Below are 25,170 nucleotides of genomic sequence, written 5' to 3'. Positions count from 1 at the left end.
CGGCGACGCCGCGGCTAAAGAGCTTGCCACTACTACGCGGCGCGAGGGGACGTCGCCGCCGTCTCATTCTCATGGCTCGCGTAGCGGCCTTCAACGGGACAAGCGCGCTTTTGACAATTGTTAACCTTTCCGGCGCGCTCCCCGCTCCTCTTGAAAACGTCCTGCGCCCCCTGCATGTACCGTGCACTTTCCATCGGAGAAATCTGATCATGGGGCGCCGTCCTTCCTTTATCGACGATCTGTCTCGCGTCGCCGCCGACGGCCCTGCTCCGCGAGCAGATCCTGACGACGACACCCTCCTCGATGCTTATTCGCGCACCGTGATCGGTGCGCTCGAGCGCGTGCAGCCTGCCGTCGCCTTCATTGCCGTCGAACGCCGCGCGGCAGGCAACGCCCACGCGCGAGGCGGCAGCGGCTCGGGCTTTCTTTTCACGCCGGACGGCTATCTGCTGACCAACAGCCATGTGGTGCATGGCGCGAGCCGCCTGCGCGTGACGCTCGCGGATGGCGCGACCTACGCGGCGGACCTCGTCGGTGACGATCCGAGCACCGATCTGGCCGTGCTGCGTATCGGCGCGACCGAGGCGCTGCCGCACGCCGAACTCGGCGAGTCGGCAAAGCTGCGGGCCGGGCAGATTGCCATTGCGGTCGGCAGTCCGCTGGGTCTTGCGCAGACGGTGACGACCGGGGTGGTGTCGGCGCTCGGGCGCTCGCTGCGCTCGGACTCGGGCCGCATGATCTACGACGTGATCCAGACCGACGCCGCGCTCAACCCCGGTAACTCGGGCGGACCGCTCGTCAACTCGGCCGGACAGGTGATCGGCGTGAACACGGCGATCATTCCGGGTGCTCAGGCCATTTGCTTCGCGACAGCCATCGACACGGCCAAATGGGTCATCACGCAGCTCTTCGCCCACGGCCGGGTACGACGTGCGTACGTGGGTATCGCGGGCACCAGCGTCCCGCTTGCGCGCAAGGTGCAGCGCTACTTCGATCTGGGGGCGGCGAGCGCCGTGCGGGTCATGGAAGTCGTGAAGGAGAGCCCCGCCGCGCTCGGCGACCTGCGCGTGGACGATACGATCGTCGCCATCGACGGCGTGCCGGTGGACGGCATCGACGCGCTGCAGCGTCTGCTGGACGCCTCGCGTATCGGCCGGGAAGTGGAGATCGACGTCATCCGGCTCACGCGCAAGTTCACGTTGCGCGTCACGCCCATCGAGCAGACGGGCTGAGACTGCGCCGGGAGGGAAAGCAAAAGGGAACGGCGTAGCGCGCTCAGCGCCCACTTAAGGCCCGCGCTCACCGTCGTGCTGCTGCCTGGCGCCATCATGCGGCGTATCCGGGCCGTACCGGTGGCCACGAGAAGGCGAGAGCAGGCTCAAGGCGATCGACAGCACCACCAGCACGAAGAGCGAGACGAAGTACGTCATCCAGGGGAACTCGGCTTCCACGAGTGCCTCCTCGGTTCAACGCGTCATCGTGTCTCCGGGGTGCGTCGCGCCCGGACGGCATCCTTCAGTGGTGAAGGATGCTGCGCAGCGGATGGCGCCAGTCGATATGCGTTGCTCCCGCTTCCACGCGCTGCCTGTGCTCCTCGAGAATCTCGTCCGAAAACAGGAAGACGACGATCACAAGGGGAATCACCAGAAACGCGCCCAGTATTACGTGTTCGATCACGATAACCTCCTGGTTGTCAAGCGGTTGCGTTTCTATTGTAGCCGTTACGCGACAGCTTGCACTGTTTGCGAGTACTCACTTGCATTGTGACCCACGCACTCGCTCTGGCTACGGATATCGCAGAGCCCATGCCTGCCGCACCTGGCGCCGCTTGTCAGCGTTCCCAACCTCAAGTGGCGGTCTTTTTCCACGCCGCGGCGAACAGTCCGGCGCCAATCAGCAACGACCCGCCCGTGCGGTTGACGGCGCGCTGCACGCGCGGGTTGCGCACCGCTTTGCGCGCGGCGGCCGCGAGCATGGCATAGCCAAACGCGTTGAGCGTCGCGAGCGCGAGAAACGTCGCTTCGAAGACGACGATCTGCGGCAGCGCCGCCATATGGGGATCGATGAACTGCGGCACGAACGCCACGAAGAAGATGATGCTCTTCGGGTTGAGCGCCGTGACCGCATAGGCGTGCGCAAAGATGCGGCCGGTGCGCGTCTCGGACGTGTCGGGCGCATCGGCGTCCATCACGGGCGCGCGCCAGAGCTTGATGCCCAGGTAAATCAGGTAGGCCGCGCCGATCCACTTGAGCATCGAAAAGAGCGCCGCCGAGGCCGCGAGGATCACGCCCAGCCCGAGCATCGAGGCCGTCATCGCCGTGAAGTCGCCCAGCGCGACACCCGCCGTGGTCGCGAGCGCATAGCGTCGGCCATGCCCTAGCGCGTAAGAGACGACCAGCAGGACGGTAGGCCCGGGAATGGCGACAAGGATGGCCGAGGCGATCGCGAACGGCAGCCAGTGTGCGAGAGTCATGAGGGTTTCTCCAGAAGGAAATCCGATTTATCCACGAAGTGCCGCAGCGCGCAAGACATCCTGGTGGCGTTCGTCCGTTGAGCAGCACGGTACCCGCGCTGCAAGCTGGCATCGATTTTGTTCTGCAGTCGACGAATTAATCGCCATTTTCCAATCGGATCGATAGCGACTCGATTGTGACTTTATGTGCGCCGCGTCATCGGCTCGGGGCGTTGTATTAAACAGTTTAATTCGTCGGCGGTTTTTCGACCGATTAATCCGGCTGAAGGGGGCGTGCCTTGTCTGGCAGGGTCGGCAGCCTGTCCGAACGTTTCGGATTGCTCGCTATTCTCCCGGTGAGCGCCGCGAGGCAGGCCTGCTTTCCCGCTGCGGCATGCCGCGCATTGCCGGCGGCAACTTGCCGCTGTTGCAGTCGCACACGAGTTGTTCTTGAAGTCTCATCGCGTTCCTCTAGATTGAAAAACGCGTGTTCGAGGTGGAAGTTAAATACATAGCTAACCTGAGTAATTTCACGCAGGAGGCAGAACATGAAAATGCTAACCGCGATCGTTATCGCCACGGCAGGTCTGTTGTGCACCGCATCCGCGCTCGCTCAGGACGCCACCATCAAGCCGCAGCAAACCGTGCAGTTCAAGCCGGGCTCCTATGGCTGTTTGTCGAAAGACAATCTCGACGCTGTCGCCCAGCATGAGCAGGCCGGTGAGCAGCAGCAGATGCAGGAGTTCTTCTCAGGCTTCCAGTGCATCTCGACACCCGATAATCAGTCGTTTCGCGTGGTGCGCGTGGTCGGTCACGACGTCGAATTCGTGAACGCCGCCAATACCGACCAGCAGGGCCTCTGGACCAGCGACCGCTTCATCAGGCAGTGACGCGCGTCCAGCGCGACTCGCCTTGCACGACCCGGCACAGGCTCGCCGGGCCGCGGCATTTTCAGGCCTGCGAACGAAGCGGACGAGCGCCGCTGCCCCACCCGCTGTCAAACCGCCGTCACCTTCCCGACCCATTATCCGCCTGAGCACGGCGCGCCCGCGCGCTATCGGCATGCCACTTGCTCGCTGAAACTTCGCTATCATGTGCGGCTTTTGCGCGGCCCGGGAATCGGCATGGCACTCAAATCGACCATCTTCAAGGCGGAACTGCAGATTGCGGACATGGACCGGCACTATTACGCCGACCATGCGCTGACGATCGCCTGCCACCCGTCCGAAACCGACGAGCGGATGATGGTCCGCATTGCCGCCTTCGCGTTGTTCGCGCACGAGCGTCTGGAGTTCTGCAAAGGGCTCTCCGATACCGACGAACCGGATCTCTGGCGCAAGGACTATACGGGCGCGATCGAAACATGGATCGAAGTCGGTCAGCCCGACGAACGGCGCATCGCGAAAGCCAGCGGGCGCGCCGAAGAGGTCGTCGTGATCGCCTATGGCGGCCGCGGCTCGGACATCTGGTGGCAGGGCGTGCGCGGCAAGGTCGAGCGCTTGCGCAATGTGACCGTCTGGACGCTCGCGGAAGGCGTGGCCGAGGCGCTCGGCAAGCTCACCGAGCGCACCATGCGCCTGCAGTGCACGGTGCAGGACGGCGCCGCGTGGATCGGCAACGGCAGCAGTGAGCCCGTAGCCGTCGAGTGGGCCGTGCTCAAAGCGCCCGAGAAAGTCTGAAACGAAGCCCGCCGCCCGGCCCAAGGTTCAGGGAGACGCCGGCGGGCCTTTCAGCTCCACCATATTGCCTTCCGGGTCGAAAAGATAAAGCGAAGGCCCCAGGCCATCTGCGCCGTAGCGTTCCACCACCTCGCCCGGCCGCGCGCCGAGCGATTCCAGATGGGCCTTGAGAGCGTCGCCGTCGAACGGCTCGACGCGCAGGCACAGGTGATCCATGTTCCGGCCCGCCGGGTCGCCCCTGCCGGACTCGCGATCGAGCGGGCCGCCAATCGCCGCAAGATCGATCAGCGAGCGCCCGGCGCGCAACTGCACGAGCCCCAGCTCGCGCTGCTCCCGCTCCACCCGGCAGCCAAGCACGTCGCAATAGAAGCGCGTGAGCGCCGCAAGGTCGGCGGCGCGGATGACCACATGATCGATTTCGCGGATCTGGATCTGCATGATGCGCCCCTCCCGGCCGCAATGGCGATGGTGGTTTCGACTGCATCGTACACAAGCGGGTCGGCGTGCGTGCCACGAGCGGCGCGGGCGCGAAAAGAGGCGGACAATCGGAAGCCAACGGAAACAAGCGGGAGAACAGCGCGACGAAGAATCGCGGGACGAAAAAAAGCCCGCTACTGTGAGCGGGCTTAATCCATATCAGGAGGAGACATGGAGGAGACAGGAACCACTATACACAGCCGCCTGACGCGACGCAACAACTTTTTAAGGGAAAACCCGCAATGATGCCGTTTTGTCGCACCAATGCCGTGCGCAGCGACCAGGCTCAAAGCCGGGCTCAAAGCGGGACTCAAAACCGGGACGAAAGAGAGGGTCAAATCGCGGTACGGCACGCCGGGCGGACGCCGGAATGACAGAGCAAGATCCGGCGCGCGAGGGCATTGCCCTGCGGCTACAGTTGGAACCGTCGAAACCGTTCATTCCTGGAGTCACGTCATGACTGCCGCTTCGTCCCCGCTGCGTGCCCCGGCACCCGCCTTCGCCACCGACACCGAACGCTGGGAAGCCGTCGCCACGCGCAACACGACTGCCGACGGCGCGTTCTTCTACGGCGTCCGGACGACCGGCGTGTTCTGCCGGCCGTCGTGCGCGTCGCGGATGCCGCGTCGGGAAAACGTCCTCTTCTTCGACGATGCCGACGCCGCCCGCGCCGCCGGCCTGCGCGAATGCAAGCGCTGCCGCCCGGGCGGGCTGCCGCGCGAGCTGGAAATCGTGCGCCGCGCGTGCGCCGCGCTCGATGCGGATCCGCAGGCGCGCCTGACGCTCGCGGAGCTGAGCGATGCGGTGCACCTGAGCCCGTTCCACCTGCAGCGCCTTTTCAAGCGCATGCTCGGCGTTTCGCCGCGCCAATACCAGGCGGCCCGCCGTGGCGCGGCCCTGCGTGAGGCGCTCACGCAAGGCGCGGACGTTACGCGCGCCAGCGCCGACGCGGGTTTCGGCTCGTCCTCGCGGCTTTACGAGAGCGTGCCGGCCGAGCTCGGCATGGCGCCGTCGGCGTATCGCCGCAAAGGCGCGGGTCTGACGATCCGCTACGCGAGCGCGGCGACGCCGCTTGGCATCGTGCTCGTCGCCGCCACGGACCGCGGCATCTGCCGGATCGCGTTCGGCGACGACGCGGCCACGCTGGCCGCCGGCCTCACCGCCGACTTCGCGAATGCCGACCGTATCGAAGACGCCGCCGCCGTCGCGCCGTTCATCGCGCAGATCGATGCCTATCTGAACGGCCGCCGCGACCGCTTCGACCTGCCGCTCGACATCGCGCCGACGGCGTTCCAGCAGCGCGTGTGGGAGGCGCTCCAGCGCATTCCGTACGGCGAGACGCGCAGCTATACGCAGATCGCCGAAAGCCTCGGTGCGCCGCGCGCGGTACGGGCGGTGGCGAGTGCCTGTGCGTCGAATCCCGTGGCGCTCGCGATTCCATGCCATCGGGTCGTGCAAAAAGGCGGCTCGCTCGCGGGCTATCGCTGGGGGCTGGCCCGCAAGGCCGCGTTGATCGACGCGGAGGCGAAGGGCCGCGAGGGGCACGGCACCGCGCCGTCGGCCGACGAAGCCGCGGCGACCCGGACACGCCCATCGCGCGTCGGCCCGCGCCCTGCCCGTGCAGACGCGCCGGAGACCACCGCTTGAGCGACGCCAAACCGCGCATCCGTACCCGAGACCAGGACAGAGAGCACGCCCTGATCGAGACCGGGGAAACCGGCGAAGCCAACAAGGTCAACCAGAACGCCGGCGCCACGCTCGAACTGCCGTTCCGGGCCCCCTACGACTGGCCGCGCCTGCTGCGCTTTTTCGCCGGGCGTGCGACGCCGGGCGTCGAAACCGTCGAGGACGGCACGTGGCGCCGCGCCATCGATTTTCTCGGCGCCAGCGGCACGCTCGCGGTGCGTCGTCATCCGCGGCGGCGCTGTCTTGTCGTCGAAGTAGAAGGCCCGGTGAGCGCGCATGCGGCCGCACTTGCCGCGCCGCTCGCGCGCATGTTCGACGTACAGGCCGACTCCCTCGCCATCAGCGCGCACTTCGCGGTGGATCCGTGGCTCGCCCCGCTCGTCGCTGCCGCGCCCGGCCTGCGCGTGCCGGGCGCGTGGTCGGGCTTCGAGCTGGTGGTGCGCGCGATCGTCGGCCAGCAGGTCAGCGTGAAGGCCGCCACGACGATCGTCGGACGCCTCGTGCAGCGCGTCGGCAAGCCCATCGAGGGTCATCCGCATAGCGGCACCGCGTGGCGCTTCCCCGCGCCCGCCGACCTCGCCGCCGCCGATCTCGCGGGCATCGGCATGCCGGGCAAACGCGTTGCCGCGCTGCAGGGCTTCGCCGCAGCCGTGGCAAGCGGCGCGGCGGTAATCGAACGGGACCTGAAGAAAACGGCCGAACCGCAAGGCGCGACCCCAGACGCCTCCCGCGACCTCGACGCGATGCGCGAAGCCCTCCTCGCCCTGCCCGGCATCGGCCCCTGGACCGTCGAATACGTCGCCATGCGCGCGTGGCGCGACGCGAATGCCTGGCCCGCCACCGACCTCGTGCTGATGCAGGCCATCGCTGCCCGCGACCCCGCGCTCGTGCGCGCCACGCAGCAGCGCGCGCGCAGCGACGCATGGCGGCCGTGGCGCGCGTATGCGGCCATGCATCTGTGGAACGAAATCGCCGATCGCGCGGGCGCGGCGCGCGGCGGTTGAGCCGCCGGCGGTATGACGAAACCGGCCAGGCGCGGCTGACCATGGGGCGGCAGCGGCACGCAGATTGCCGGCTGAACCAGCCCGGAACCAGCCCGGAACCACCCCCTAAAGGTGGCCGAATCGGCCGCAAGCAGGTCTTACGGCGAGATGTTAAAGTGCCCGCTAACGAAAATTTCACGTTGGCGCGCGCAGGGGAACATGGCGCCGCCGGCTTGCGCCCCGACCTGCCTCAATGCCAGACACGACTTCTACAAGCACGCACGACGTTCTCGCACAGCGCCTTTCCGTGCTGAGTGCCGGGCCGCACCGCGACGCGCTCGCGCGCGGTCTGCGCGGCATCGAAAAGGAAAGCCTGCGGGTGACTCGCGACGGTCAGCTCGCCATGACGCCGCATCCGGCCGCGCTCGGTTCGGCGCTCACGCATCCGTCGCTCACGACCGACTATTCCGAGGCGCTGCTCGAGATCATCACGCCCGCCGAGCACGATCCGTCCATCACGCTCGAACGCCTCGACGAACTGCATCGCTACGTCTATGCCGTGCTCGCGCGCGATGGCGAAGTCCTCTGGAACGAATCGATGCCGGGTCTCTTGCCCGCCACCGACGAGGGCATTCCGATCGCCGAATACGGCGCCTCGAACATCGGGCGGCTCAAGCACGTCTACCGCCTCGGCCTCGCGCTGCGCTACGGCCGCACCATGCAATGCATCGCCGGCATCCACTACAACTATTCGCTCAGCGAAGACGTCTGGCAGGCGCTGCATGCGCATGAGCAATCGTCGTCCACGCCCGTCGACTATCAGTCGGAGCGTTATCTCGCGCTGATCCGCAACTTCCGCCGCACAAGCTGGCTGCTGATGTACCTGTTCGGCGCCTCGCCCGCGCTCGACGCGCGGTTTCTGCGCGGCCATCCGCACAAGCTCGAAACGTTGGACAACGAAACGCTCTACCTGCCGTATGCGACGAGCCTGCGCATGAGCGACCTCGGCTACTCGAACACGACGGGCCAGTCCGCGCTGCATGCCGACTACGACACCCTCCCCGGCTATCTTTCGGCGCTGGCCGATGCGGTGAGCCAGCCCTATCCGCCGTATGAGGCGATCGGCACGCACCGCAATGGCGAGTGGGTGCAGATCAACACGAACGTGCTGCAGATCGAAAACGAGTTCTACTCGACGATCCGGCCCAAGCGCGTGACGTATCCCGGCGAGCGCCCGTTGCATGCGCTCTTCGCACGCGGCGTGCAGTACGTCGAGGTGCGCTGCATGGACATCGACCCGTTCGAGCCCACCGGCATCGCGCTCGAGACGGCGCGCTTTCTCGACGCCTACCTGCTGGCCTGCGCGCTCGACGAGAGCCCGTTCCTGTCCGCGGCGGCCGGCGCCGAGGCCAACGAAAACTTCGGGCTGGTCACGAAAGAAGGCCGGCGCCCGGGCCTCACGCTCAAGCGCGACGGCAAGGACGTGCCCTTCCAGGACTGGGCTGCGGAACTCTTCGCGCGCATCGAGCGCACCGCCGCTGCTTTGGATGCGCTGCACGGCGGCGACGAACACGCGCGTGCCGTGGCGGCGCAACGCGCGAAGCTGGCCGATGCGTCGCTTACGCCGTCGGCCCGTGTGCTGCAAACGCTGCGCGACGAAAAGCAGACCTTCCTGCAGTTCGCGCTCGCACAAAGCCGCCGCCATGCCGACGATTTTCTCTCGCGCCCGCTCGACGCGGGAACGACCGCGCATTTCGAAGGGCTCGCACGCGCGTCGCTCGACGAGCAGGCCAAGCTCGAGCGCGAGGAAGTCGGCTCGTTCGATGCCTTCGTCGCGGCCTATCGCGCCTATACGCTCAATCGCTACAGCGTCTGACCGCTCATAGACCGAACATGGCGGGCATGTCGCTTGCTCGAAACGAACGCGCGCCCGCGCGGTCCAATACTTATACCCATGATCGTCGTGCCGGCGGCCTCTTCAGGCACCGTGCGCGGCGCGTGAAGGGAGGACTCCATACCATGAAACGAATCCTGCTGATCCTGCTTTGCGTCACGGCGGCGGCTTGCTCCACACGCGGCCAGGTGAACCCGGACGTCATGCAGATCGCGACCGCGCCGCTCACGTGCTCGGACAAGACACAGTGCGATCTGTGGTGGCAACGTGCGCAGGACTGGGTGCGCACCCATTCGAAGTACGAAGTTCAGACCGTGACCGACACGCTGATCCAGACGTCGGGCCCGGGCGGCGGCAAGCGGCTGCTTGCCTACGAGATCACGAAGACGGCCAACCCCGACGGCACCGCGACGATCGGCTTCGCGGCGCACTGTGACAGTTCGCTCGGCTGCAAGCCCAACCCGTGGGAAGCCGGCGCGGCCTTCAAGCAATTCGTGCGCACGGGCGTCGAGACGACCGTTCCCGGCGATGCCGACGAAGCCGCAACGAATGGCGGTGAACAACCCGCGCAACCCTCCACGTCACCCTGACTTCGGTTCGCCGGCGTGCTGATCGCGCCAGCTCCGCGCAGGACCGTCAATGACCCATCGACGGTCCGCCGCCCTTCTTCGGCTTCGTCATCCAGACCAGCACCGCCAGTGCGAGAAACATGACGCACGAAATGCGGAAGAAGTCGTTGGTCGCCAGCATGTAGCCTTGCTGCGTGACGATTTCGTTCAGCTGCGCCGTCACGCTCTGCCCTGCGAAGCCGAGGCTCGTAAGCGTGTCGCTGTATGAGTTGGTGTTCTGCGAATACTGGCTCACCGACTCCGAAAGCACAGCATGGTGATAGATCGCGTCGTCTTCCCAGAACGTCGTGCTCACCGCGGTCCCGATCGCGCCCGAGAGCGTGCGCAGAAAATTCGACAGTCCCGAGGCGCTCGCGAGCCGTTCGTCGGAGATGCTCGATAGCGTGATGGTCGTCATCGGCACGAAGAAGCACGCCACGCCGATCCCCTGCACGAGGCGCGGCTGGATCACGTGACTGAAGGGCACGTCGAGCGTGAAAGTCGAATTCCAGATCGAGACGAACGCAAAAATAAGGAATGCGAAACTTGCGACCATCCTCAGATCGAGTTTGTGCATGTTGCGCCCGATGAGCGGTGACAGCACGAGCGCAAGCAGCCCGACCGGGGCCGTCGCGAGACCCGCAATGCCGGCCGTGTAGCCCATCACCGTCTGCAGCCAGAGCGGGAAGATCACCACCGAGCCGAAGAACGCCATGAAGCCGAACGAGATGATCAGCGCGCCCAGTGCGAAGTTGCGGTCGCGAAACAGCGAGAGGTCGACGACGGGCTCCTTTTCCGTGGCCTCCCAGACCAGCATGAACGCAATCGACACCGCGGCGACGATGGCGAGCGTGACGATGAACTTCGAGTTGAACCAGTCGCGGTCCTTGCCGAGATCGAGCATCATCTGCAGGCACGACACGCCGATCACGAGCAGCGCAAGACCGACCGCGTCGATGCGCTGTCTGGTGGTTTTCGTCTCGCGTCCGCGCAGCAGCAGGTACGCGCATGCGCCCGAAAAGAGGCCGATAGGCACGTTGATGTAGAAAATCCACGGCCACGTGTAGTTGTCGGTGATCCAGCCGCCCATTACGGGGCCGAAAATCGGCGCGACGATGACCGTCATTGCCCACAGGCCGAGAGCGAGGCCGCGCTTTTCCAGCGGATACGAACGGATCAGAATGGTCTGCGAAAGCGGCACCATCGGCCCGGAAACGAGGCCTTGCACGAGACGGAAAAAGATCAGCGTCTCGAAGTTCGAGGCAAAACCGCAAGCGGCCGACGCGAACGTGAACAGCACGACGGAAAGCGTGAAGAGCCGCACTTCGCCCACGCGGCGCGCAAGCCAGCCGGTGAGCGGCACCGCGATCGCGGACGCCACCGAATACGACGAGATCACCCACGTGCCTTCGCTGTTGGCAACGCCGAGGTTGCCGGAGATGGTTGGCACCGCAACGTTCGCGATCGAGGTGTCGAGCACCTCCATGAAGGTGCCGAGCGCGAGGCCGACGGTAAGAAGCGCGAGCGTGCCGCCCTGCAGCGGCGCGGGCTCGGCGGCTGCGGCGTCAGGCGCCGCGGTGGAGGCGTTCATCGTTGCGGGATCCTTGTTCATCGAACCGTCGGCGCCGCTTGCTGCTCGCCGCCGCCGGTTCTTCTATCGATGCCCCGGCATTTTCTGCCCAGACAGTTATTAGCTCGTAAAAAAGGCGCTGCTCAGGCGCGCGCCGCCCGTTACGGGATTTAGCCTTCCGGATGCGGCGCCTGTACCGCCGGGCAAGCCAGTTCCTCGCTGCAGAGCGGTTCGGTCGCCGGATCGTTGGCAATGAAGCGCTGCAGCAGGCGCACGAGCGTCGCGACTTCGTCGGCGGCAAACCCGCGCAGCTGGTCGCTGAGCACCTGCGAGATCAGATCCGGCAGTTGCTGCGCCGCGTCACGGCCGAGCGGTGTCAGCGTCAGTTCGACGACGCGCCGGTCCGCAAGGCTGCGCTGGCGCACGAGAAAACCTTTCTTTTCCAGCCGGTCCAGCATGCGCGTCATCGATCCCGTGTCGTACGAGAGCACGCGCGACATCTCGTTCGGCGTGCGTGCGCGCTCGAACCACAGCAGCAGGATCACGCCGATCTGCGACGACGTGAGACCGAGCGGCGCGACTGCGCGGTCCATTCGCGCGGCCAGCACGTTGCGCGCCGTCGAAAGGAAGTAGCCGAGGCTCGAATCCACGCCGAGCTTCGCAGGGACAAAAGGGGCTTCGCTCGTCATGACGCGGGAATCCAGATGCATAGAGACAATCGGCGCATTTTAGCTGCTCAGGCAGATACGTCAATCGGGAATAAAGAAGTCATCGCCTGGACAAAAAACAACAGGAAGATTGGTGCGATGCAAATAAGTTTGTCAGTTGCTTGCTTAGTCAATATTATGTCAGGCAATCACTTCAATGCCACCACGCCTCATTACGCCTCAGATCGCGCCATGCCGTACCTGAAAAATGCGCTCGGCGGCTTTGGCCGCTCCGTTACCGAAACCGCCCGGCTCGCGCTCGCGCAAGCCAGCGCGGCGGGTTGGCGCAAGCTCGCGGTCTATGCTGCGGTGTTCGCACTGCCGGGCGGCTCCCTCGCGGTTCTGCTGTTCATGTGGGCACAACGCCGGCGGGCAAAGCGCGCATCGTCCACCCAAGCTGCCCAGGCCACGCTTGCGGCGCCGCTTTGCGCGGACCGCCGGGCCGCATGCCGCGCGGCTTGCGCCCAGGCGCGCGCGAATTACGCGCCGCGCACGCGGGCGGGCGCCTCCGCGCTCGACGCCCTGCGCCGCTGGCGCCGTAACCGCGCGTAATCGGCGCGGCACCGCTCGTAACACACCGCAAGGCAACCCTGCATTAACCTTACGCGTTCCGCGCCGCGCGCGGTGCGTGCGCTACCATTCCCGCGACACGACCAACCCGCCGCGCGGCCGGGCATCCGGTGCGCCTCGCGCACCTCATGGCCCCGGCTCTCGACAGGATTGCTTGCATGCCGCGTTCTTCCCACCACGCTGTCCGTCTGCCCGGATTCCCGAAGCGCCGCGCGCCCGCATGCGCCGCGGGTGCCGCCTTGCTCGCGGCCGCATTCCAGCTGGCCGGCTGCGCGGTCGGCCCGAACTATCAGCGGCCGTCCACGGCCGCTATCCCGGCGTCGTTCAAGGAGGCGCCCGAAGGCTGGAAGGTCGCGCAACCCTCCGATGCCGCCAACCGCGGCGACTGGTGGACGATCTACAACGACACCCAGCTCAACGCGCTGGAAGACCGGCTCGACGCGCAAAACCAGACCATCGCGCAATATGCCGCCGCGTACCGGCAGGCGCGCGCGCTTGTCGGCGAAGCGCGGGCCGCGTATTTCCCGGTGATCAGCGCATCGGCGTCCGGTACGCGTTCGCGCACGCCCACGCGCGTGAGCAACGCCAGCGGCAGCTTCCCGAGCGGCACGATCGACAACAACTTCAATCTCGGCCTCGACGCGACCTGGGAGCCCGACCTGTGGGGCAAGGTAAGCCGCACGGTGAGCTCGCAGGAAGCCAGCCAGCAGGGCGCCGCCGCCAATCTGGCCAACGCGCGCCTTTCCGCGCAGGCCACGCTCGCGCAGACCTGGTTCACGCTGCGCTCGCTCGACGCCCAGCAGAAGCTGCTCGACAACACCGTCGCGGCGTATCAAAAGACGCTCGCTCTCACGCAAAACCAGTACGCGCAGGGCGTGGCGGGCCGTGCGGACGTGATCCAGGCGCAGGCGCAACTGCAGTCGGCGCAGGCCTCGGCGATCGACAACGGCGTCGCGCGCGCGCAAAACGAGCACGCGATCGCCGTGCTGGTCGGCCAGCCGGCCTCCACATTCTCGATCCCGCCGTCGCCGCTCGCGGCCACGCCGCCCACCGTGCCGCTCTCGATGCCCTCGGCGCTGCTCGAGCGGCGGCCCGACATCGCCTCGGCGGAGCGCAAGGCCGCTGCCGCGAACGAGCAGATCGGCGTGGCGATGTCGGCGTTTTTCCCGTCGCTCACGATTTCGGCGTCGGGCGGCTTCGAGAGTTCGGTGTTGTCGCAGCTGCTGCAGATGCCGTCGCGCTTCTGGACGCTCGGCCCGTCGCTCGCCGGTACGATCTTCGACGGCGGCCTGCGCAGCGCGCAGACCGAAGCGGCCCGCGCCGCCTACGACCAGCAGGTCGCCACCTATCGCGGCACCGTGCTGGCCGCCTTCCAGGACGTCGAGGACAACCTCGCTTCGCAGCGCATCCTCGCGCAGGAAGTGGGCGTGCAGCAGCAGGCGGTGGAGTCGGCAACGCACGCGCTTACCATCGTCGTCAACGAATACAAGGTGGGCACGACCGATTACCAGAACGTGCTGTCCGCGCAGACCACCGCGTTCCAGGCCCAGCAGAAGCTGGCGAACCTCGCCGGCGAGCGCATGGTGTCGTCGGTTGGGCTCGTGAAGGCGCTCGGCGGCGGCTGGAGCGTCGCGCAGATGGATCGCGAAACCGGTGCGATGGGCGAAACGGCCAAAGCGGGCGAGGCCGCCCAGGCGGACTAACGCCCGAACGCCCGCGGCAAAGCGGGCGGGTTCAGCGCGCGAAGGTCAGCGTGACCGTGCCCGGGCCGGCGGGCCGCCCGAGCAGGTTCAAGAGGCCGGCAAGGTTATCGCGCTGATCGGGCGCCGCGCTCGCGGTGCCTTCGAACGATGTCGACGCGCGCGAGAACCTGCCGTGACCGTTCAGCATCAGCGGCCCTTTCTGCGTGGAAAGCGCGAGCGTCGACGACGCACCCTGCGCCTCGAGCACCACCTCATACGATCCGAGCGGCTTCACGAGCGAGACCCGCGAGCTCATGTCGGCGAGCGAGATGGTGAGCCGGCCGAAGGCGTCGTTGCCGAACGTGCGCCACGGGGTCCACGTCAGGCGCACGCTGCCGTCGAAGTCGAGCGTGTTGAACGGCGCGCCCAGCCCCGCGAGCAGCGAGGCGGGCACCGCGATCGAGCCGGCCGTCACGGTGGCGCTCCTCGGCGTCGCTTCGACCACGACGGGGTCGGGCATCGCCTGGGTCTGGCGCATCTGCATGCGCACGCGGCCCGTCAAGAGCGGCCAGAACGCCGTCTGCCATTCGATGCGGCCGGGCAGCAGGGTCGCCCCGGTGTCGTCATGGCCCGCCGCGAGCATCAGCGTGGCGGAGCCTTGCCAAAGCGAGCCGGCGGGATCGACGAGATTCACGTGGCCTTGCGTCGCGCGCGCGAATTGCGGCGCGATCCAGGCGGCCGGCAGGCGGGCAAGCAGCACAATGCCGCTCGACAGCACCCCAACCAGCAGCCACGGCAACACGGCGCGCGCGCGCCGCATCCAGTACGTCATGCGAGGGTCTCCGGTCCCATATCAAACTCAAACGGCCGGCGCATTTACCGCGCGCTCGCCGGCTGCAGCGAGGCGGTCAGGTCGACCTGGCCGTCGGTCTTCAGCGCGGTCATGTGCGCTTCGACCACCTGCACCTTGTACTGCTTGCGCGCGTCGTCGAGCCAGTCCGTAAAGGCCGGAAACGATGCGTTCTTCATTTGCAGCTGCACCGTGGTGCCGATCAGCTGCACCTGCGCGCCCTGCAAGCCGTGATCGGCCAACGAGGCCGTCAGTGCGTCCTTGAGTGCCTGGCCGTCCGGCGCGACGCTCGCCGCCGCGCCCGAAAGCGCGCGGGCCTCGTTGGCCTCGGCCGTCATTTGCGCGAGCTGCCGCTGCAGTCCCGGCAGGCTCTCGTGCAGGCGCGCGCGGCCGTCGGAGGCGGGCGCCCACAGCACCGACCAGCCGATCGCCACGGCCAGCAAGGCGCCGCCCCAGGTCAGCATGGTCTGCTCGCGCGGCGTGCGCGCCTCCCAGAATTCGGCCCACGCCTCGGTCAAAGCCGTTGTCTTCACGATGCGCTCCTGATGGTCCATTTGCCGCTGCTGCTGTCCTGCGTGCCTTCGAGGCCGTTGCGCGCCAGCCGCGCGGCAAGGCCCGCGTCGATGTTCGCGCCGGGCTTGAACGTCACGTCGAGGCGCCGGTCGTGATAGTCGAGCGCGGCGATGCTGTTCGGCGGCACCGGGCCCAGCGCGCGCGCAAAGCCGTCGGAGAGCGCGAGGAAGTCGTCGGCCGAGGGCTCGCCGGCCGCGACACGCAACTGCTGCAGCTGGCGCGCCATCTGGCCGGCGGGATCGAGCACGACCGTCGTCTTAGGGAAGGTGTTGAGCAGGAGCTCCGTCATCTGCGTTTCCATCGCGTCGCGCTGGCGCGAGAGCATCAGCCACTGCAGGTTCGCGCCGACGATCGCGATGACGAGCGAGGCCGCGAGGAGCGCGATCGGCAAGCGCAGGCGGCGCAGTGTCGCGCGGTCGAGGCGCCACGGCTGCGAGGCGAATTCGAACTGGCAGAGGTCGAAGCGGCAAGTCAGTGCGCGGCGCGCGAGCGCTTCGAACGCGAGCGGCTGCGCGCCGGGCAGCAGCCCGGCCCATGTCTTCGCTGCATTGCCCGCCGGTTCGCCCGGCAGTCCGGTCAGCGCGTAGAGCGTCACCGACGTGTCGCCGGCCAGCGCCTCGACGGTGGCGGCCGCGCTCGCCGCGGGCACGGCGAAACCCTGCGCTATCGCTCCCCGCACGATCGCAAGCTCGAGCGCGACGCCCGGCGCCGAGAGTGCAAGGTCGGGCGCGGTGCCTGCCAGCAGCGCGGGCGCGGTCGACATGACCGGGCCGAACACGCAGGCCGTTACCGGCTCGGCGGGCGGGGGCGCGGATTGCGCGGCAGCGGCCGATCCGGCGGATTCGGCGGATTCGGCACCTTTCCCGGCCTCGGCCGCAGTCTCGGCGGACTTGGCGGGCGTAACGGTCTCAGCCGTCTCCGGCACCGGCAAGCACCGTGCGACCGGCACGGCGCGCAGGTTGCGATGTCCGGCGGCAGCAAAGCCTTCGACGAGGAAGCGGAACCAGCCGCGATCGATCGCCGCGACCACGTGCCGGCCATCCGGCAGCGCCTGCGGGTCGAGCGCGAGGTGGCAGGTCTGCGCGTCCTGGATCAGTTGATCCTCGACGACGTTCGGCAATGCCTGGCGCAGCCGCGGCCCCTTGAGCGGCGGCACGGCGGTCGGAATCGTCAGCAGGTCGCGCGCGGCGACGAGCAGGATCGTGGCAGACCCGCGCGGCAGGAGCGCCAGCGCCGCGCGGCCCGCGCGCTGCGTGTGGCCCGTCTTGTCGAGCAGCACGAACGGCAGTTCCGGCAACTGCCATTCCTGCGAGTGGACCGCCGGGTCTCGCGGCGGCATCAGGACGATCAGCGTGCTCAAAGGCACCTCGTTTCGATGTTGGACTGAATCGGTTTCATGGGTTGTCGCTCACGCGCACGACGCGCGTCGTATGGGTGAGCGAGTCGCGCCAGACAAGCGTCGTGCGGTCCAGTTCGGCGCGCTCGTGTTCGACGCGCCCATGAACCAGAAAATAGCTCGTGTTGACGTCGCAGAGCGACGTATCGATCGCGGCCTGCGGCACGCCCACGCCCTGGAGCGCGAGCTGCACGTCGCCCACGTTGCGGAAAAACACGCTCTGGCGCCGGGCCACGAGCGCCTGTGCGCTCGACAGGCTCATGCCCGGCATGATCGCCGCGATCACTTCGGCACTCGCCGTGTTCATGTTGACGGGCGTCGTGGTGGGCAAGATCGTCACGAAGGGCCGCAGCCGCGCGAGCACGTCGGGCGTGAAGCCCGGTACGTCGAGCAGCCCGTCCACGCTCGTCATCACGATCGGGGCGGTGGCGCTGCTGTTTTCGGTGTCGTCGAGGCCCGGATTGCTGCTGAACGTCGCGCCGCCCGCCGCGCCTCCCACGACCTGCGGCGTCGTGGCCGCAGCGCCGGGTACCGTGGCGGTCTGAAAGCGCGTCGCGGAATAGGCGAGGCCCGCGCGCAGATAGACCGCCGTGCTCTGCGCGAGCTGGCCGTTCAGACCGAGCAATTGCAAAAGGCGCGCGAACGCCTGGATCTGCGTGAGGTTCAGCTGCAGGGCGCCGGGCGCGGGGCTCGACACCAGGTTGCGCAGGTTGAAGCGCGCCTCGGCGTCCTCGATGGAACCCGAGAGGTAAGTCGCCGCGCCCTGGGCCGCGCGCGCGTCGCCGATCTGACCGAGGAAGTCGGAGAGGCGCGTGCGCGCGAGCGGCACGCCCCAGGTGCCGCCGAGATAGGTGATGCCCGCCGTGGTGTCGGCTTCCGAGCGCAGCACGAGACGGGTCCAGTCGAGCGCGCCGCGCGCGACCCACTGTGCCTGCGCGATGAGCCGCTGGTTCTCGATGCGGCGTAGCTGCACCTGCTGCCGCCACAGGATCCCGGAAACGAGAATGGCCGAAAGCGCGACCACGAGCAGCGCGGTGATGATCGCCGCGCCGCGCTGGCTGTGCCGGTCCCGCCGGTTAACGGAACGGGTGGGCAGGGCAGGGCGGCGCAGGCGGGCCGCAAGGATGGACGCGCGCATGTTCATTCACCCACCAGAAAGACCCGCGTGATGGGCGATTGCAGCGACGTGGCGCCCACGCGTATCTGCAGCCCCGTCACGGAGCGCGGCATGGGCGCGTTGCCGAGCTGCGGCACCCTCATGCTGTTGATGTTGGCGGTGAGCTGCGCGCGCACGTCCTGCATGTTCGAGGTCCAGCCGACCTTCGGCACGTAGAGATCCGCGCTGATCGAACCCACGCCGCCCATCATCGGCAGCGCGCTCCAGTTGTCGCCTTCGCCGCCGCGCGTCGCGCGCCGCAGTTCGCCGAGGTTGGCGATGGGCGGCGAGGCATAGCGCACCACGCGGCCTTCGGTCACGCGATAGCGCACGACCTGCAGCCGCGGCGCCGCGCCGGGCGGCACGGCGAACGCACGCACGATCTGCAGCTCGCCGCCGTCGAGCGAGACCGCGGGCGCGCCGGCTTCGTCGTCGGAGGCGGCGCGCTGGCAGTCGATGCGCATCTGGTCGAACATCTGCGCGAACACGCGCTCGTCGACCATCTCGCGCGAGATCGTCTCGCGGCCGCGCATGATCTGGTCGAGCCCGCGCCACGACAGGATCGCCACCACGGCGAGGATCGCGATGGCGACAAGCAGCTCGATCAGCGTGAAGCCTCGCGCCCCGGCGCTGCGCGAGGCGCGTGCGGCACGCGCGCGGTCACGGTCACAGCGAGCGGTTCGTCTCATTGGCGACCACCGTGACGAGTTGCGCGAGATTGCCGGCGCGGCCGGGCGTCGTCACCGACACCTCCACGCGGCGAAAGACGGGATTGGGCGTAGCGCTCACGGTCTGCACGCAGGTAAGCTCGAGATTGCCCTGCGAGCATTCGAAGCGGCTCTCGCCGACGTCGGGCCACGCGTGCGCGAGATGCAGCTGCGCGAGGGCGTTGTCGGCGCTCCAGCCCGCGAGCAGGCGGTCGTGCAGATCGGCTTCGCTCGCGGCGAGGCTGCCCACCGCGCGCATGGAAGCGGCAAGCGCGATGGCGATGATCGCCAGCGCGACCAGCACCTCGATCATCGTGAAACCGCGCGCCGCGCGCGCGCCGGGCAGGCGTCGTGCTTGCCGCATGTCAGCGCACCTCGTAGCGGCCGCTGCCGGTGCCGACGATCGTCGCGCGCCCGGCTGCCGAAAAGAGCGTGACCTCGACCGGCACGTCCACGGCCTCGGTGCCGAACACGAGTCGGCTGGCCCCGTTGTCGTCGTCGCCGCCCGGATAACTGATCGCAACGCCCGTCACGCCGCCTTCCCACGGGCGCGGGCCGAGCAGGTCGTCGCGCAGCGGGCGCCAGCCGTCCTCGGTGCGCACGTCGAAGCGAAATCCGCCCTCGACCGGCTGCCAGGCGATGGGCCGCGCGCGCACCTGGGCTTCGTCGCCGGCCGATTCGAAGAGGAGCGCAAGACGCTGAGCCTCTTCGTTGAGGTCGGTGCGCGGATTGCGCGAGAGCGACAGCGACGCGAGCGAAACGAGGATCCCCGCGATCAGCAGCACCACGAGCATTTCGAGCAGCGTGAAGCCGCCCGCGCGGCCGCGCGAGAAGGCGCGCGGCGTCGAGCGGACGGCGTGACGAAGCGGGAAGGGCTGGCGCATGCCTCGCGAGAACCGGCTACTGCCAGGAGCCGATGTCGGCGTCGTTCCCTTCGCCGCCAGGCTTGCCGTCGGCGCCATAGCTGAACACGTCGATCTCGCCGTGCACGCCCGGATTCAGGTACTGGTACGGATTGCCCCAGGGATCGCTCGGCAGGCGTTCGAGATAGCCGCCGTCCTTCCAGTTATTCGGAACCGGATCGGTGGTCGGCTTCTGGATCAGCGCTTGCAGGCCCTGATCCTGGGTCGGATAGCGGCCGTTGTCGAGACGGTAGAGCTTGAGCGCCTGCATGACCGTGCCGATGTCCTGGCGCGCGGCGACGCGCCGCGCTTCGTCGGGACGGCTCATGATCTTCGGCACGATCAGCGCGGCGAGAATGCCGAGAATCGCGATCACGACCATGATTTCGATCAGCGTGAAACCGCGTTGGCGGCGAGCGCGCAGCCCTTCGATTCCGGCACGGCGCTGGTCCCGGCGCTGGTCCCACTTGGTGGTCCACATGGACATGGCTTGCTTCCCTCCTGGCAATGATTTCCCGCGGCGCCCGTCCGGGCGCCGCATCCGACCCTGCGTGTCATCGGGACACGTGGCGGGTCATTGTAATGTCATGCGGTGACGGCTTCCGGGCATACCCGCACGCCGTCGAAAAATTCACAATACTCCGTACAATGGAGCGCATGAACGCACTGCAAATCCGACTCCTCTCCCTCGCCGCCTTCGCGGTGCTCTGCGCCACGGCGACGTGGTGGGGTATCACGCTGGCCACGAGCCGCGCGGCTCCCATCGAAGCCGCCGCCGCACGCGCGCCCATTTCGCTCGACGAGGCCTCGACGCTGTTCGGCGGCAAGCTCGACCGCAGCGCGGTGCAGGACATCCACCTCTTCGGCATCCTCGCGCTTCAGCATGGCGCGGCCGCCATCGTCAGCATCGGCGGCGATCCGGCGAAAGCCGTCTCGCTCGGCGGCCCGATCAGCCAGGACGCCACGCTCGCCGAAGTGCGCCCGCGCTCGATCGTCATCGACCGCCACGGTGTGCACTCCGAAGTCTTCCTGCCGGCCAACGTCTCCGGGCCCACCATCTACGTTCGCTGACGCCGCCTCTGCCGTTACCGCTACTGCACGAGGTTGTTCAGCTCGATGATCGGCAGCATCACCGCGAGCACGATCACGAGCACCACGCCGCCCATCGCCAGAATCAGCAGCGGCTCCAGCAGGCTCGTGAGGAACATCGTGCGGCGCTCCAGCTCGCGCGCCTCGCCTTCGGCGGCGCGGTCGAGCATCGTCGTCACGTCGCCGGTCGCTTCGCCCGAACGGATCAGGTGCACGAGCACCGGCGGAAACGTCTTCGTGTTGCCCAGCGCCCGTGAGAGCGAGGTGCCTTCGCGCACGCGCACGATGGCCTCGTCCACATTCGTGCGCATCGCGCGGTTCGAGAGCGTTTCGCCCGCCGCCTGCAGCGCGCGCAGGATCGGCACGCCGGCCGCGGAAAGAATGCCCAGCGTGCTCGCAAAGCGCACCGTGTTGTAGCCGCGCACGAGCTTGCCCGCGAGCGGCGCGGTGAGCACCCACCGGTCGAAGGAAAGACGCGGCCCCGGTTGGCGCAGAATCGCGCGCACCGTCCACGCGACGATCGCCACGACGATCAGCACGGCCCACCACCAGTGCCGCACGAACCCGGAGAGCGCCATCATGACGATGGTGAGAATCGGCAGCTGCTGCTTCGTGCTGGCGAACACGTTCACCACCTGCGGCACCACGTAGCTCAGCAGGAACGTGACGATGCCGAACGCGATGATCGTGACGATCGTGGGGTAGGTGAACGCCAGCACGATCTTCTGCTTGAGCGCGTTGCGCTGCTCGATGTAATCGGCGAGGCGCGAGAGCACGATGCCAAGCTTGCCCGTATGCTCGCCGGCCGCCACCAGCGCGCGGTAGATGTCGGGAAAGTCGCGCGGATGCTGCGCGAGCGCGTTGGCGAACGAATGGCCGCCCAGCACCTCGGCGCGAATCGCCGCCATCAGCTCGCGAATGTAGTCGCGCTCGGCCTGCTCGGTGAGCACCGCGAGCGCTTCGCCCAGCGGCAGCCCCGCCACCAGCAGGCTCGCGAGCTGGCGCGTGAGGATGGCCTGCTCGCGCTGCGACAGGCGCCGCCCGAGCGCGAGGCGCTGCTGCCGCTCGCCGCGCGTGCGGCTGGCCGCCGGCTCGACGACGAGCGGCGTGAGCCCCTGGCCGCGCAGCTGCGTGCGGGCGCCGCGGGCGCTGTCGGCCTCGAGTACGCCCTTTTGCGCCTTGCCCGCGGCGTCGATCGCTTCGAAACGGAATGCCGGCATCTTGCTTAACGCCCTTGCTTAGTGACAAGCCATCGGACACATCGGACAGCTCATCATGCGCCGCCCGTGACGCGCAGCACTTCTTCGAGCGAAGTCGTGCCGGCCGCGAGCCAGCGATCGCCGTCCTCGCGCAATGTGCGCATGCCCTGCGCGCGGCCGGCCTCGAAGACCTCGGCGTCCGCGGCGTTGCGGTGAACCAGCGCGCGGATCGGTTCGTCGACGAGCAGCAGCTCGTACACCCCGCGCCGGCCCGCATAGCCCGACTGGCCGCAGCGCTCGCAGCCCACCGGATGCCAACGCTTGTCGCCGTTTTCTTCGGTGCGCTCTTCCTTGCAGTGCGGGCACAGCTGGCGCACGAGACGCTGCGCCAGCACGCCGAGCAGCGACGAAGCCAGCAGATAGGGCTCCACGCCCATATCGGTCAGACGCGTGACGGCCGAAGCCGCATCGTTGGTGTGCAGCGTGGCGAGCACGAGGTGGCCCGTGAGCGAAGCCTGCACGGCGATCTGCGCGGTCTCCAGATCGCGGATTTCGCCGATCATGATGATGTCGGGATCTTGACGCAGGATCGAGCGCAGCGCGCGCGCGAACGTCATGCCGATGCGCTCGTTCACCTGGGTCTGGCCGATGCCCGAGAGGTCGTACTCGATCGGGTCCTCGACCGTCATGATGTTGGTCGTGGCGGTTTCGAGCCGCGACATCGACGCGTAGAGCGTGGTCGTCTTGCCCGAGCCGGTCGGCCCGGTCACGAGCACGATGCCGTGCGGCTTCGCGATCAGCTGGTCGAACTTCGCGAGCGTGTCGGCGGCCATGCCGAGCGCCTCGAGATTCAGGCGCTGCGCGTCCTTTTCCAGCAGACGCAGCACGGCGCGCTCGCCGTGGCCCGTGGGCAGCGTCGAGACGCGCACGTCCACCGGGCGCCCGCCCACGCGCAGCGTGATGCGGCCGTCCTGCGGCAACCGCTTTTCGGCGATGTCGAGCTGCGCCATGATCTTGATCCGCGAGATCAGCGCGCCGTGCAGCGCCTTCTTCGGGCGCACGACGTCGCGCAGCGTGCCGTCCACGCGAAAGCGCACCACCGAGGCGTTCTCGAACGGCTCGATGTGAATATCGGAGGCCTGCTCGCGCGCGGCCTGCGTAAGCAGTGCGTTGATCATGCGGATGATCGGCGCATCGTCTTCGGACTCCAGAAGATCTTCCACTTCCGGAATGTCCTGCATCAGCCGCGACAGATCGACTTCGCCTTCCACCTCGCCCACCACTTGCGCGGCGCTGCCGTCGTGGCGCGCGTAGGCCTGGTTGATCGCCTGCGCGAGCTCGTCGGCGGGAATGCGCACGAAACTCACGGCGCCGAAATTGCGCGCGACCTCGGCGATCGCGGCGCCGTTCGTGCGCTCGCCGATCCACACTTCGAGACCGTCGGCGTGCTGCTGCGCAACGAGGATCTGACCGCTCTTCGCAAAGCCGTAGGGCAGGAGTCGCGCCGCGAGCGGCGAAGGCGCCTCGCGCGGCGCGGCCGCATGCGGTGCGCCCGCCGCGGCCGGCAACCCGCTACCCTGCGTTCGCGGCGTGCTCACTGCTGCGCTCCCGGCGTGGTCAGCAAAGGTTGCGCGGGCAACGTCTGCACGGGCACGGCCGGCTGCACGGGCTGCGGCTGCGCCGCGCCGTTGGTGGGCACGGCGTAGCTGTTCACGCCGCCTGCCGTGCCTGCGCTGCTCGTGCCGCTCGTTGCGCCGGCGGCAGCGGGCGCCGCGGGCAGCGTTCGCGTGGCCTGCTCGCGCCGCATCTTGTCGAGATCGAACAGGTTCAGCGTCGATCCGCCTTCGTTGGGACCGACCGGCATCGGCGGCACCACCGGATCGTCGTTGTCCTTGATCAGGTTGTTATCGGACTTGTAGGCGCCCGTCACACCCTGGATGTAGTCGTAACGGTTCGACGTCACCGCACGCGCCGTGTCGCTGTCGCCGATGATCACCGGACGCAGGAACACCATCAGGTTGGTCTTCGTGCGCGTCTTGTTTTCCGAGCGGAACAGCTGGCCGATCCAGGGGATGTCGCCGAGCAGCGGCACCTTGCTGTTGCTGACCTGGTAGTTGTCCTGCATCAGGCCGCCCAGCACGATGATCTCGCCGTTGTCGGCCAGCACGGTCGACTGGATCGAACGCTTGGTGAAATCGGGACCGGCGGGGTTGGTCGTCACGTTGGTCGTGCCCGTCACGATCGCCGAGTCCTCGGTGTACAGCGTCAGCTTCAGGATGCCGCCTTCGGTGATCTGCGGCTTGATGTGCAGCGTCAGACCGACATCGACGCGATCGTAGGTGTTGAACGCCGAGCTCGCCGTGCTGCTCGTGAGGTTCGAATACGAGCCCGTCTGGATCGGCACGTTCGTACCGACGACGATCTTCGCTTCCTGGTTGTCGAGCGTGATGAGGTTAGGCGTGGACAGCACGTTGGCGTCGCTCGTCTGCGACAGCGCCTGCAGCAACGCGCCGAGCCCCTGCACGCCGAAGAGATTGTGGACCCAGCCTACGTTCAAACCCTGCTGCAGGTTGCTGCCGGCGAGCGCGCCGGCCACGCCCCCGGTGGCGCCGGCGGCGAGCGCTGCCGACGTCACGTTGATGATGCTGTTGCCGTTGCCGGTGGCAAGATTGGTGCCGGCCAGCACGTTGCCGCTGCCGATCTGCCACTGGATACCGAGGTTGGCGTTCGTGTCCGAGTTCAGCTCGACAATCAGCGCTTCGATATAAACCTGCGCGCGCCGCGCGTCGAGCTGGTTGATCACCGACCGCAGATTGCGGTACACCGCGTCCGGCGCCGTGATGATCAGCGAGTTGGTGGCCGGGTCGGCCTGGATCATGCCGCCCGCCGGGTTGTCCTCGCTCTTGTCCTTGTTGTCGCCGAGGAACGGCGCATCGTCGTTGCCGGTGGCCGAACCGCCGCCCGTCATCGGGTTGCTCGACGACGTGCCG

At 67.7% G+C, this 25,170-nt stretch carries 27 protein-coding genes; 10 read left to right on the top strand and 17 right to left on the bottom strand.

Annotated features, from left to right (window positions below):
- Positions 1-209 precede the first annotated feature (209 nt).
- Positions 210-1,232, top strand: a complete 1,023-nt coding sequence (locus tag BAC01S_RS29930; RefSeq protein WP_043200785.1) for a S1C family serine protease — start codon at positions 210-212, stop codon at positions 1,230-1,232.
- Between the two features lie 54 nt (positions 1,233-1,286).
- Here the strand turns inward: BAC01S_RS29930 and BAC01S_RS34280 are convergent, their stop codons facing one another.
- The 3 genes from BAC01S_RS34280 to BAC01S_RS01205 all read right to left on the bottom strand — a co-directional run bounded on the left by BAC01S_RS34280 (position 1,287) and on the right by BAC01S_RS01205 (position 2,473).
- Positions 1,287-1,451 (bottom strand): Ac45/VOA1 transmembrane domain-containing protein, encoded by a 165-nt coding sequence (locus BAC01S_RS34280; RefSeq protein WP_156954264.1) that lies wholly within the window; start codon positions 1,449-1,451, stop codon positions 1,287-1,289.
- Between the two features lie 64 nt (positions 1,452-1,515).
- Positions 1,516-1,677 carry a hypothetical protein gene (locus tag BAC01S_RS34970; protein ID WP_027793128.1) on the bottom strand — a complete coding sequence of 54 codons (162 nt, stop codon included), beginning with the start codon at positions 1,675-1,677 and terminating at the stop codon, positions 1,516-1,518.
- Positions 1,678-1,846: 169 nt separating this feature from the next.
- On the bottom strand, positions 1,847-2,473 hold the full coding sequence (locus BAC01S_RS01205; protein WP_027793127.1) for a LysE family translocator: 627 nt from the start codon (positions 2,471-2,473) through the stop codon (positions 1,847-1,849).
- Positions 2,474-3,000: 527 nt separating this feature from the next.
- Here BAC01S_RS01205 and sap1 point away from each other — a divergent pair.
- Complete coding sequence (gene sap1, locus BAC01S_RS01200) at positions 3,001-3,342, top strand: surface attachment protein Sap1 (protein ID WP_027793126.1); 342 nt, start codon at positions 3,001-3,003, stop codon at positions 3,340-3,342.
- 234 nt (positions 3,343-3,576) lie between these two features.
- A complete protein-coding gene (locus BAC01S_RS01195) occupies positions 3,577-4,131 on the top strand; it encodes a YaeQ family protein (RefSeq protein WP_027793125.1) in 555 nt (184 codons plus the stop codon).
- A gap of 27 nt (positions 4,132-4,158) precedes the next feature.
- Here BAC01S_RS01195 and BAC01S_RS01190 read toward each other — a convergent pair whose 3' ends face one another.
- Entirely contained in the window at positions 4,159-4,569 is a 411-nt protein-coding gene (locus BAC01S_RS01190) for a VOC family protein (RefSeq protein WP_027793124.1), read from the bottom strand.
- Between the two features lie 495 nt (positions 4,570-5,064).
- On the opposite strand from BAC01S_RS01190, the gene ada reads away from it, so the two are divergent.
- The 4 genes from ada (at position 5,065) to BAC01S_RS01170 (ending at position 9,761) form a co-directional block, all read left to right on the top strand.
- Complete coding sequence (ada, locus tag BAC01S_RS29925) at positions 5,065-6,255, top strand: bifunctional DNA-binding transcriptional regulator/O6-methylguanine-DNA methyltransferase Ada (RefSeq protein WP_043200782.1); 1,191 nt, start codon at positions 5,065-5,067, stop codon at positions 6,253-6,255.
- 53 nt (positions 6,256-6,308) lie between these two features.
- Positions 6,309-7,298 carry a DNA-3-methyladenine glycosylase family protein gene (locus BAC01S_RS01180; RefSeq protein WP_043200899.1) on the top strand — a complete coding sequence of 330 codons (990 nt, stop codon included), beginning with the start codon at positions 6,309-6,311 and terminating at the stop codon, positions 7,296-7,298.
- Between the two features lie 232 nt (positions 7,299-7,530).
- Positions 7,531-9,153 carry a glutamate--cysteine ligase gene (gene gshA, locus BAC01S_RS01175; RefSeq protein ID WP_027793122.1) on the top strand — a complete coding sequence of 541 codons (1,623 nt, stop codon included), beginning with the start codon at positions 7,531-7,533 and terminating at the stop codon, positions 9,151-9,153.
- Positions 9,154-9,296: 143 nt separating this feature from the next.
- Positions 9,297-9,761, top strand: coding sequence for a hypothetical protein (locus tag BAC01S_RS01170; RefSeq protein WP_027793121.1), 465 nt, complete (start codon positions 9,297-9,299; stop codon positions 9,759-9,761).
- Positions 9,762-9,807: 46 nt separating this feature from the next.
- Here BAC01S_RS01170 and BAC01S_RS01165 read toward each other — a convergent pair whose 3' ends face one another.
- Together BAC01S_RS01165 and BAC01S_RS01160 are read right to left on the bottom strand one after the other, a co-directional pair.
- Positions 9,808-11,370, bottom strand: a complete 1,563-nt coding sequence (locus BAC01S_RS01165; protein WP_027793120.1) for a DHA2 family efflux MFS transporter permease subunit — start codon at positions 11,368-11,370, stop codon at positions 9,808-9,810.
- A 149-nt stretch (positions 11,371-11,519) separates the two neighbouring features.
- Positions 11,520-12,038, bottom strand: a complete 519-nt coding sequence (locus tag BAC01S_RS01160) for a MarR family winged helix-turn-helix transcriptional regulator (RefSeq protein WP_027793119.1) — start codon at positions 12,036-12,038, stop codon at positions 11,520-11,522.
- A 15-nt stretch (positions 12,039-12,053) separates the two neighbouring features.
- On the opposite strand from BAC01S_RS01160, the gene BAC01S_RS34275 reads away from it, so the two are divergent.
- Positions 12,054-12,608 (top strand): hypothetical protein, encoded by a 555-nt coding sequence (locus BAC01S_RS34275; RefSeq protein WP_156954263.1) that lies wholly within the window; start codon positions 12,054-12,056, stop codon positions 12,606-12,608.
- Between the two features lie 176 nt (positions 12,609-12,784).
- A complete protein-coding gene (locus BAC01S_RS29915; protein WP_156954262.1) occupies positions 12,785-14,329 on the top strand; it encodes an efflux transporter outer membrane subunit in 1,545 nt (514 codons plus the stop codon).
- A gap of 31 nt (positions 14,330-14,360) precedes the next feature.
- On the opposite strand, the gene BAC01S_RS01145 is transcribed toward BAC01S_RS29915, so the two are convergent.
- The 8 genes from BAC01S_RS01145 to gspG are packed head-to-tail and all read right to left on the bottom strand — an operon-like array spanning position 14,361 to position 20,379.
- Positions 14,361-15,140, bottom strand: a complete 780-nt coding sequence (locus tag BAC01S_RS01145) for a type II secretion system protein N (protein ID WP_027793118.1) — start codon at positions 15,138-15,140, stop codon at positions 14,361-14,363.
- A gap of 44 nt (positions 15,141-15,184) precedes the next feature.
- Positions 15,185-15,712, bottom strand: coding sequence for a type II secretion system protein GspM (gene gspM, locus BAC01S_RS01140; protein WP_043200778.1), 528 nt, complete (start codon positions 15,710-15,712; stop codon positions 15,185-15,187).
- On the bottom strand, positions 15,688-17,091 hold the full coding sequence (gene gspL / locus BAC01S_RS01135; RefSeq protein ID WP_027793116.1) for a type II secretion system protein GspL: 1,404 nt from the start codon (positions 17,089-17,091) through the stop codon (positions 15,688-15,690). Before gspL ends, gspM begins: the two co-directional genes overlap by 25 nt.
- A 34-nt stretch (positions 17,092-17,125) precedes the next feature.
- The gene (gene gspK / locus BAC01S_RS01130; protein ID WP_084168094.1) at positions 17,126-18,271 is read right to left on the bottom strand and encodes a type II secretion system minor pseudopilin GspK; all 1,146 of its coding nucleotides are present in this window, start codon (positions 18,269-18,271) and stop codon (positions 17,126-17,128) included.
- On the bottom strand, positions 18,268-18,972 hold the full coding sequence (locus BAC01S_RS01125) for a PulJ/GspJ family protein (protein WP_027793114.1): 705 nt from the start codon (positions 18,970-18,972) through the stop codon (positions 18,268-18,270). Before BAC01S_RS01125 ends, gspK begins: the two co-directional genes overlap by 4 nt.
- Positions 18,950-19,354, bottom strand: coding sequence for a type II secretion system minor pseudopilin GspI (gene gspI, locus BAC01S_RS01120; protein WP_027793113.1), 405 nt, complete (start codon positions 19,352-19,354; stop codon positions 18,950-18,952). The genes BAC01S_RS01125 and gspI overlap by 23 nt, the downstream gene beginning before the upstream one ends.
- Before the next feature lies 1 nt (position 19,355).
- Entirely contained in the window at positions 19,356-19,874 is a 519-nt protein-coding gene (locus BAC01S_RS01115; protein WP_062859416.1) for a GspH/FimT family pseudopilin, read from the bottom strand.
- Positions 19,875-19,890: 16 nt separating this feature from the next.
- Positions 19,891-20,379: a type II secretion system major pseudopilin GspG gene (gene gspG / locus BAC01S_RS01110; RefSeq protein WP_043200775.1), complete on the bottom strand. Its 489-nt coding sequence runs from the start codon at positions 20,377-20,379 to the stop codon at positions 19,891-19,893.
- Positions 20,380-20,549: 170 nt separating this feature from the next.
- On the opposite strand from gspG, the gene BAC01S_RS01105 reads away from it, so the two are divergent.
- The gene (locus BAC01S_RS01105; protein ID WP_027793110.1) at positions 20,550-20,963 is read left to right on the top strand and encodes a general secretion pathway protein GspC; all 414 of its coding nucleotides are present in this window, start codon (positions 20,550-20,552) and stop codon (positions 20,961-20,963) included.
- A gap of 20 nt (positions 20,964-20,983) precedes the next feature.
- On the opposite strand, the gene gspF is transcribed toward BAC01S_RS01105, so the two are convergent.
- From gspF to gspD, 3 genes are all read right to left on the bottom strand, one after another.
- Positions 20,984-22,201, bottom strand: a complete 1,218-nt coding sequence (gene gspF / locus BAC01S_RS01100) for a type II secretion system inner membrane protein GspF (protein WP_027793109.1) — start codon at positions 22,199-22,201, stop codon at positions 20,984-20,986.
- A gap of 53 nt (positions 22,202-22,254) precedes the next feature.
- Entirely contained in the window at positions 22,255-23,778 is a 1,524-nt protein-coding gene (gspE, locus tag BAC01S_RS01095) for a type II secretion system ATPase GspE (protein WP_027793108.1), read from the bottom strand.
- Positions 23,775-25,170: type II secretion system secretin GspD (gene gspD / locus BAC01S_RS29910; protein ID WP_043200773.1), on the bottom strand; the 1,396-nt coding region annotated here is incomplete at its 5' end. The genes gspD and gspE, both read right to left, overlap by 4 nt.

Source organism: Paraburkholderia acidipaludis NBRC 101816, from assembly GCF_000684975.1.
Taxonomy (GTDB): domain Bacteria; phylum Pseudomonadota; class Gammaproteobacteria; order Burkholderiales; family Burkholderiaceae; genus Paraburkholderia; species Paraburkholderia acidipaludis.
This window is presented reverse-complemented; position numbering and strand designations above follow the sequence as displayed.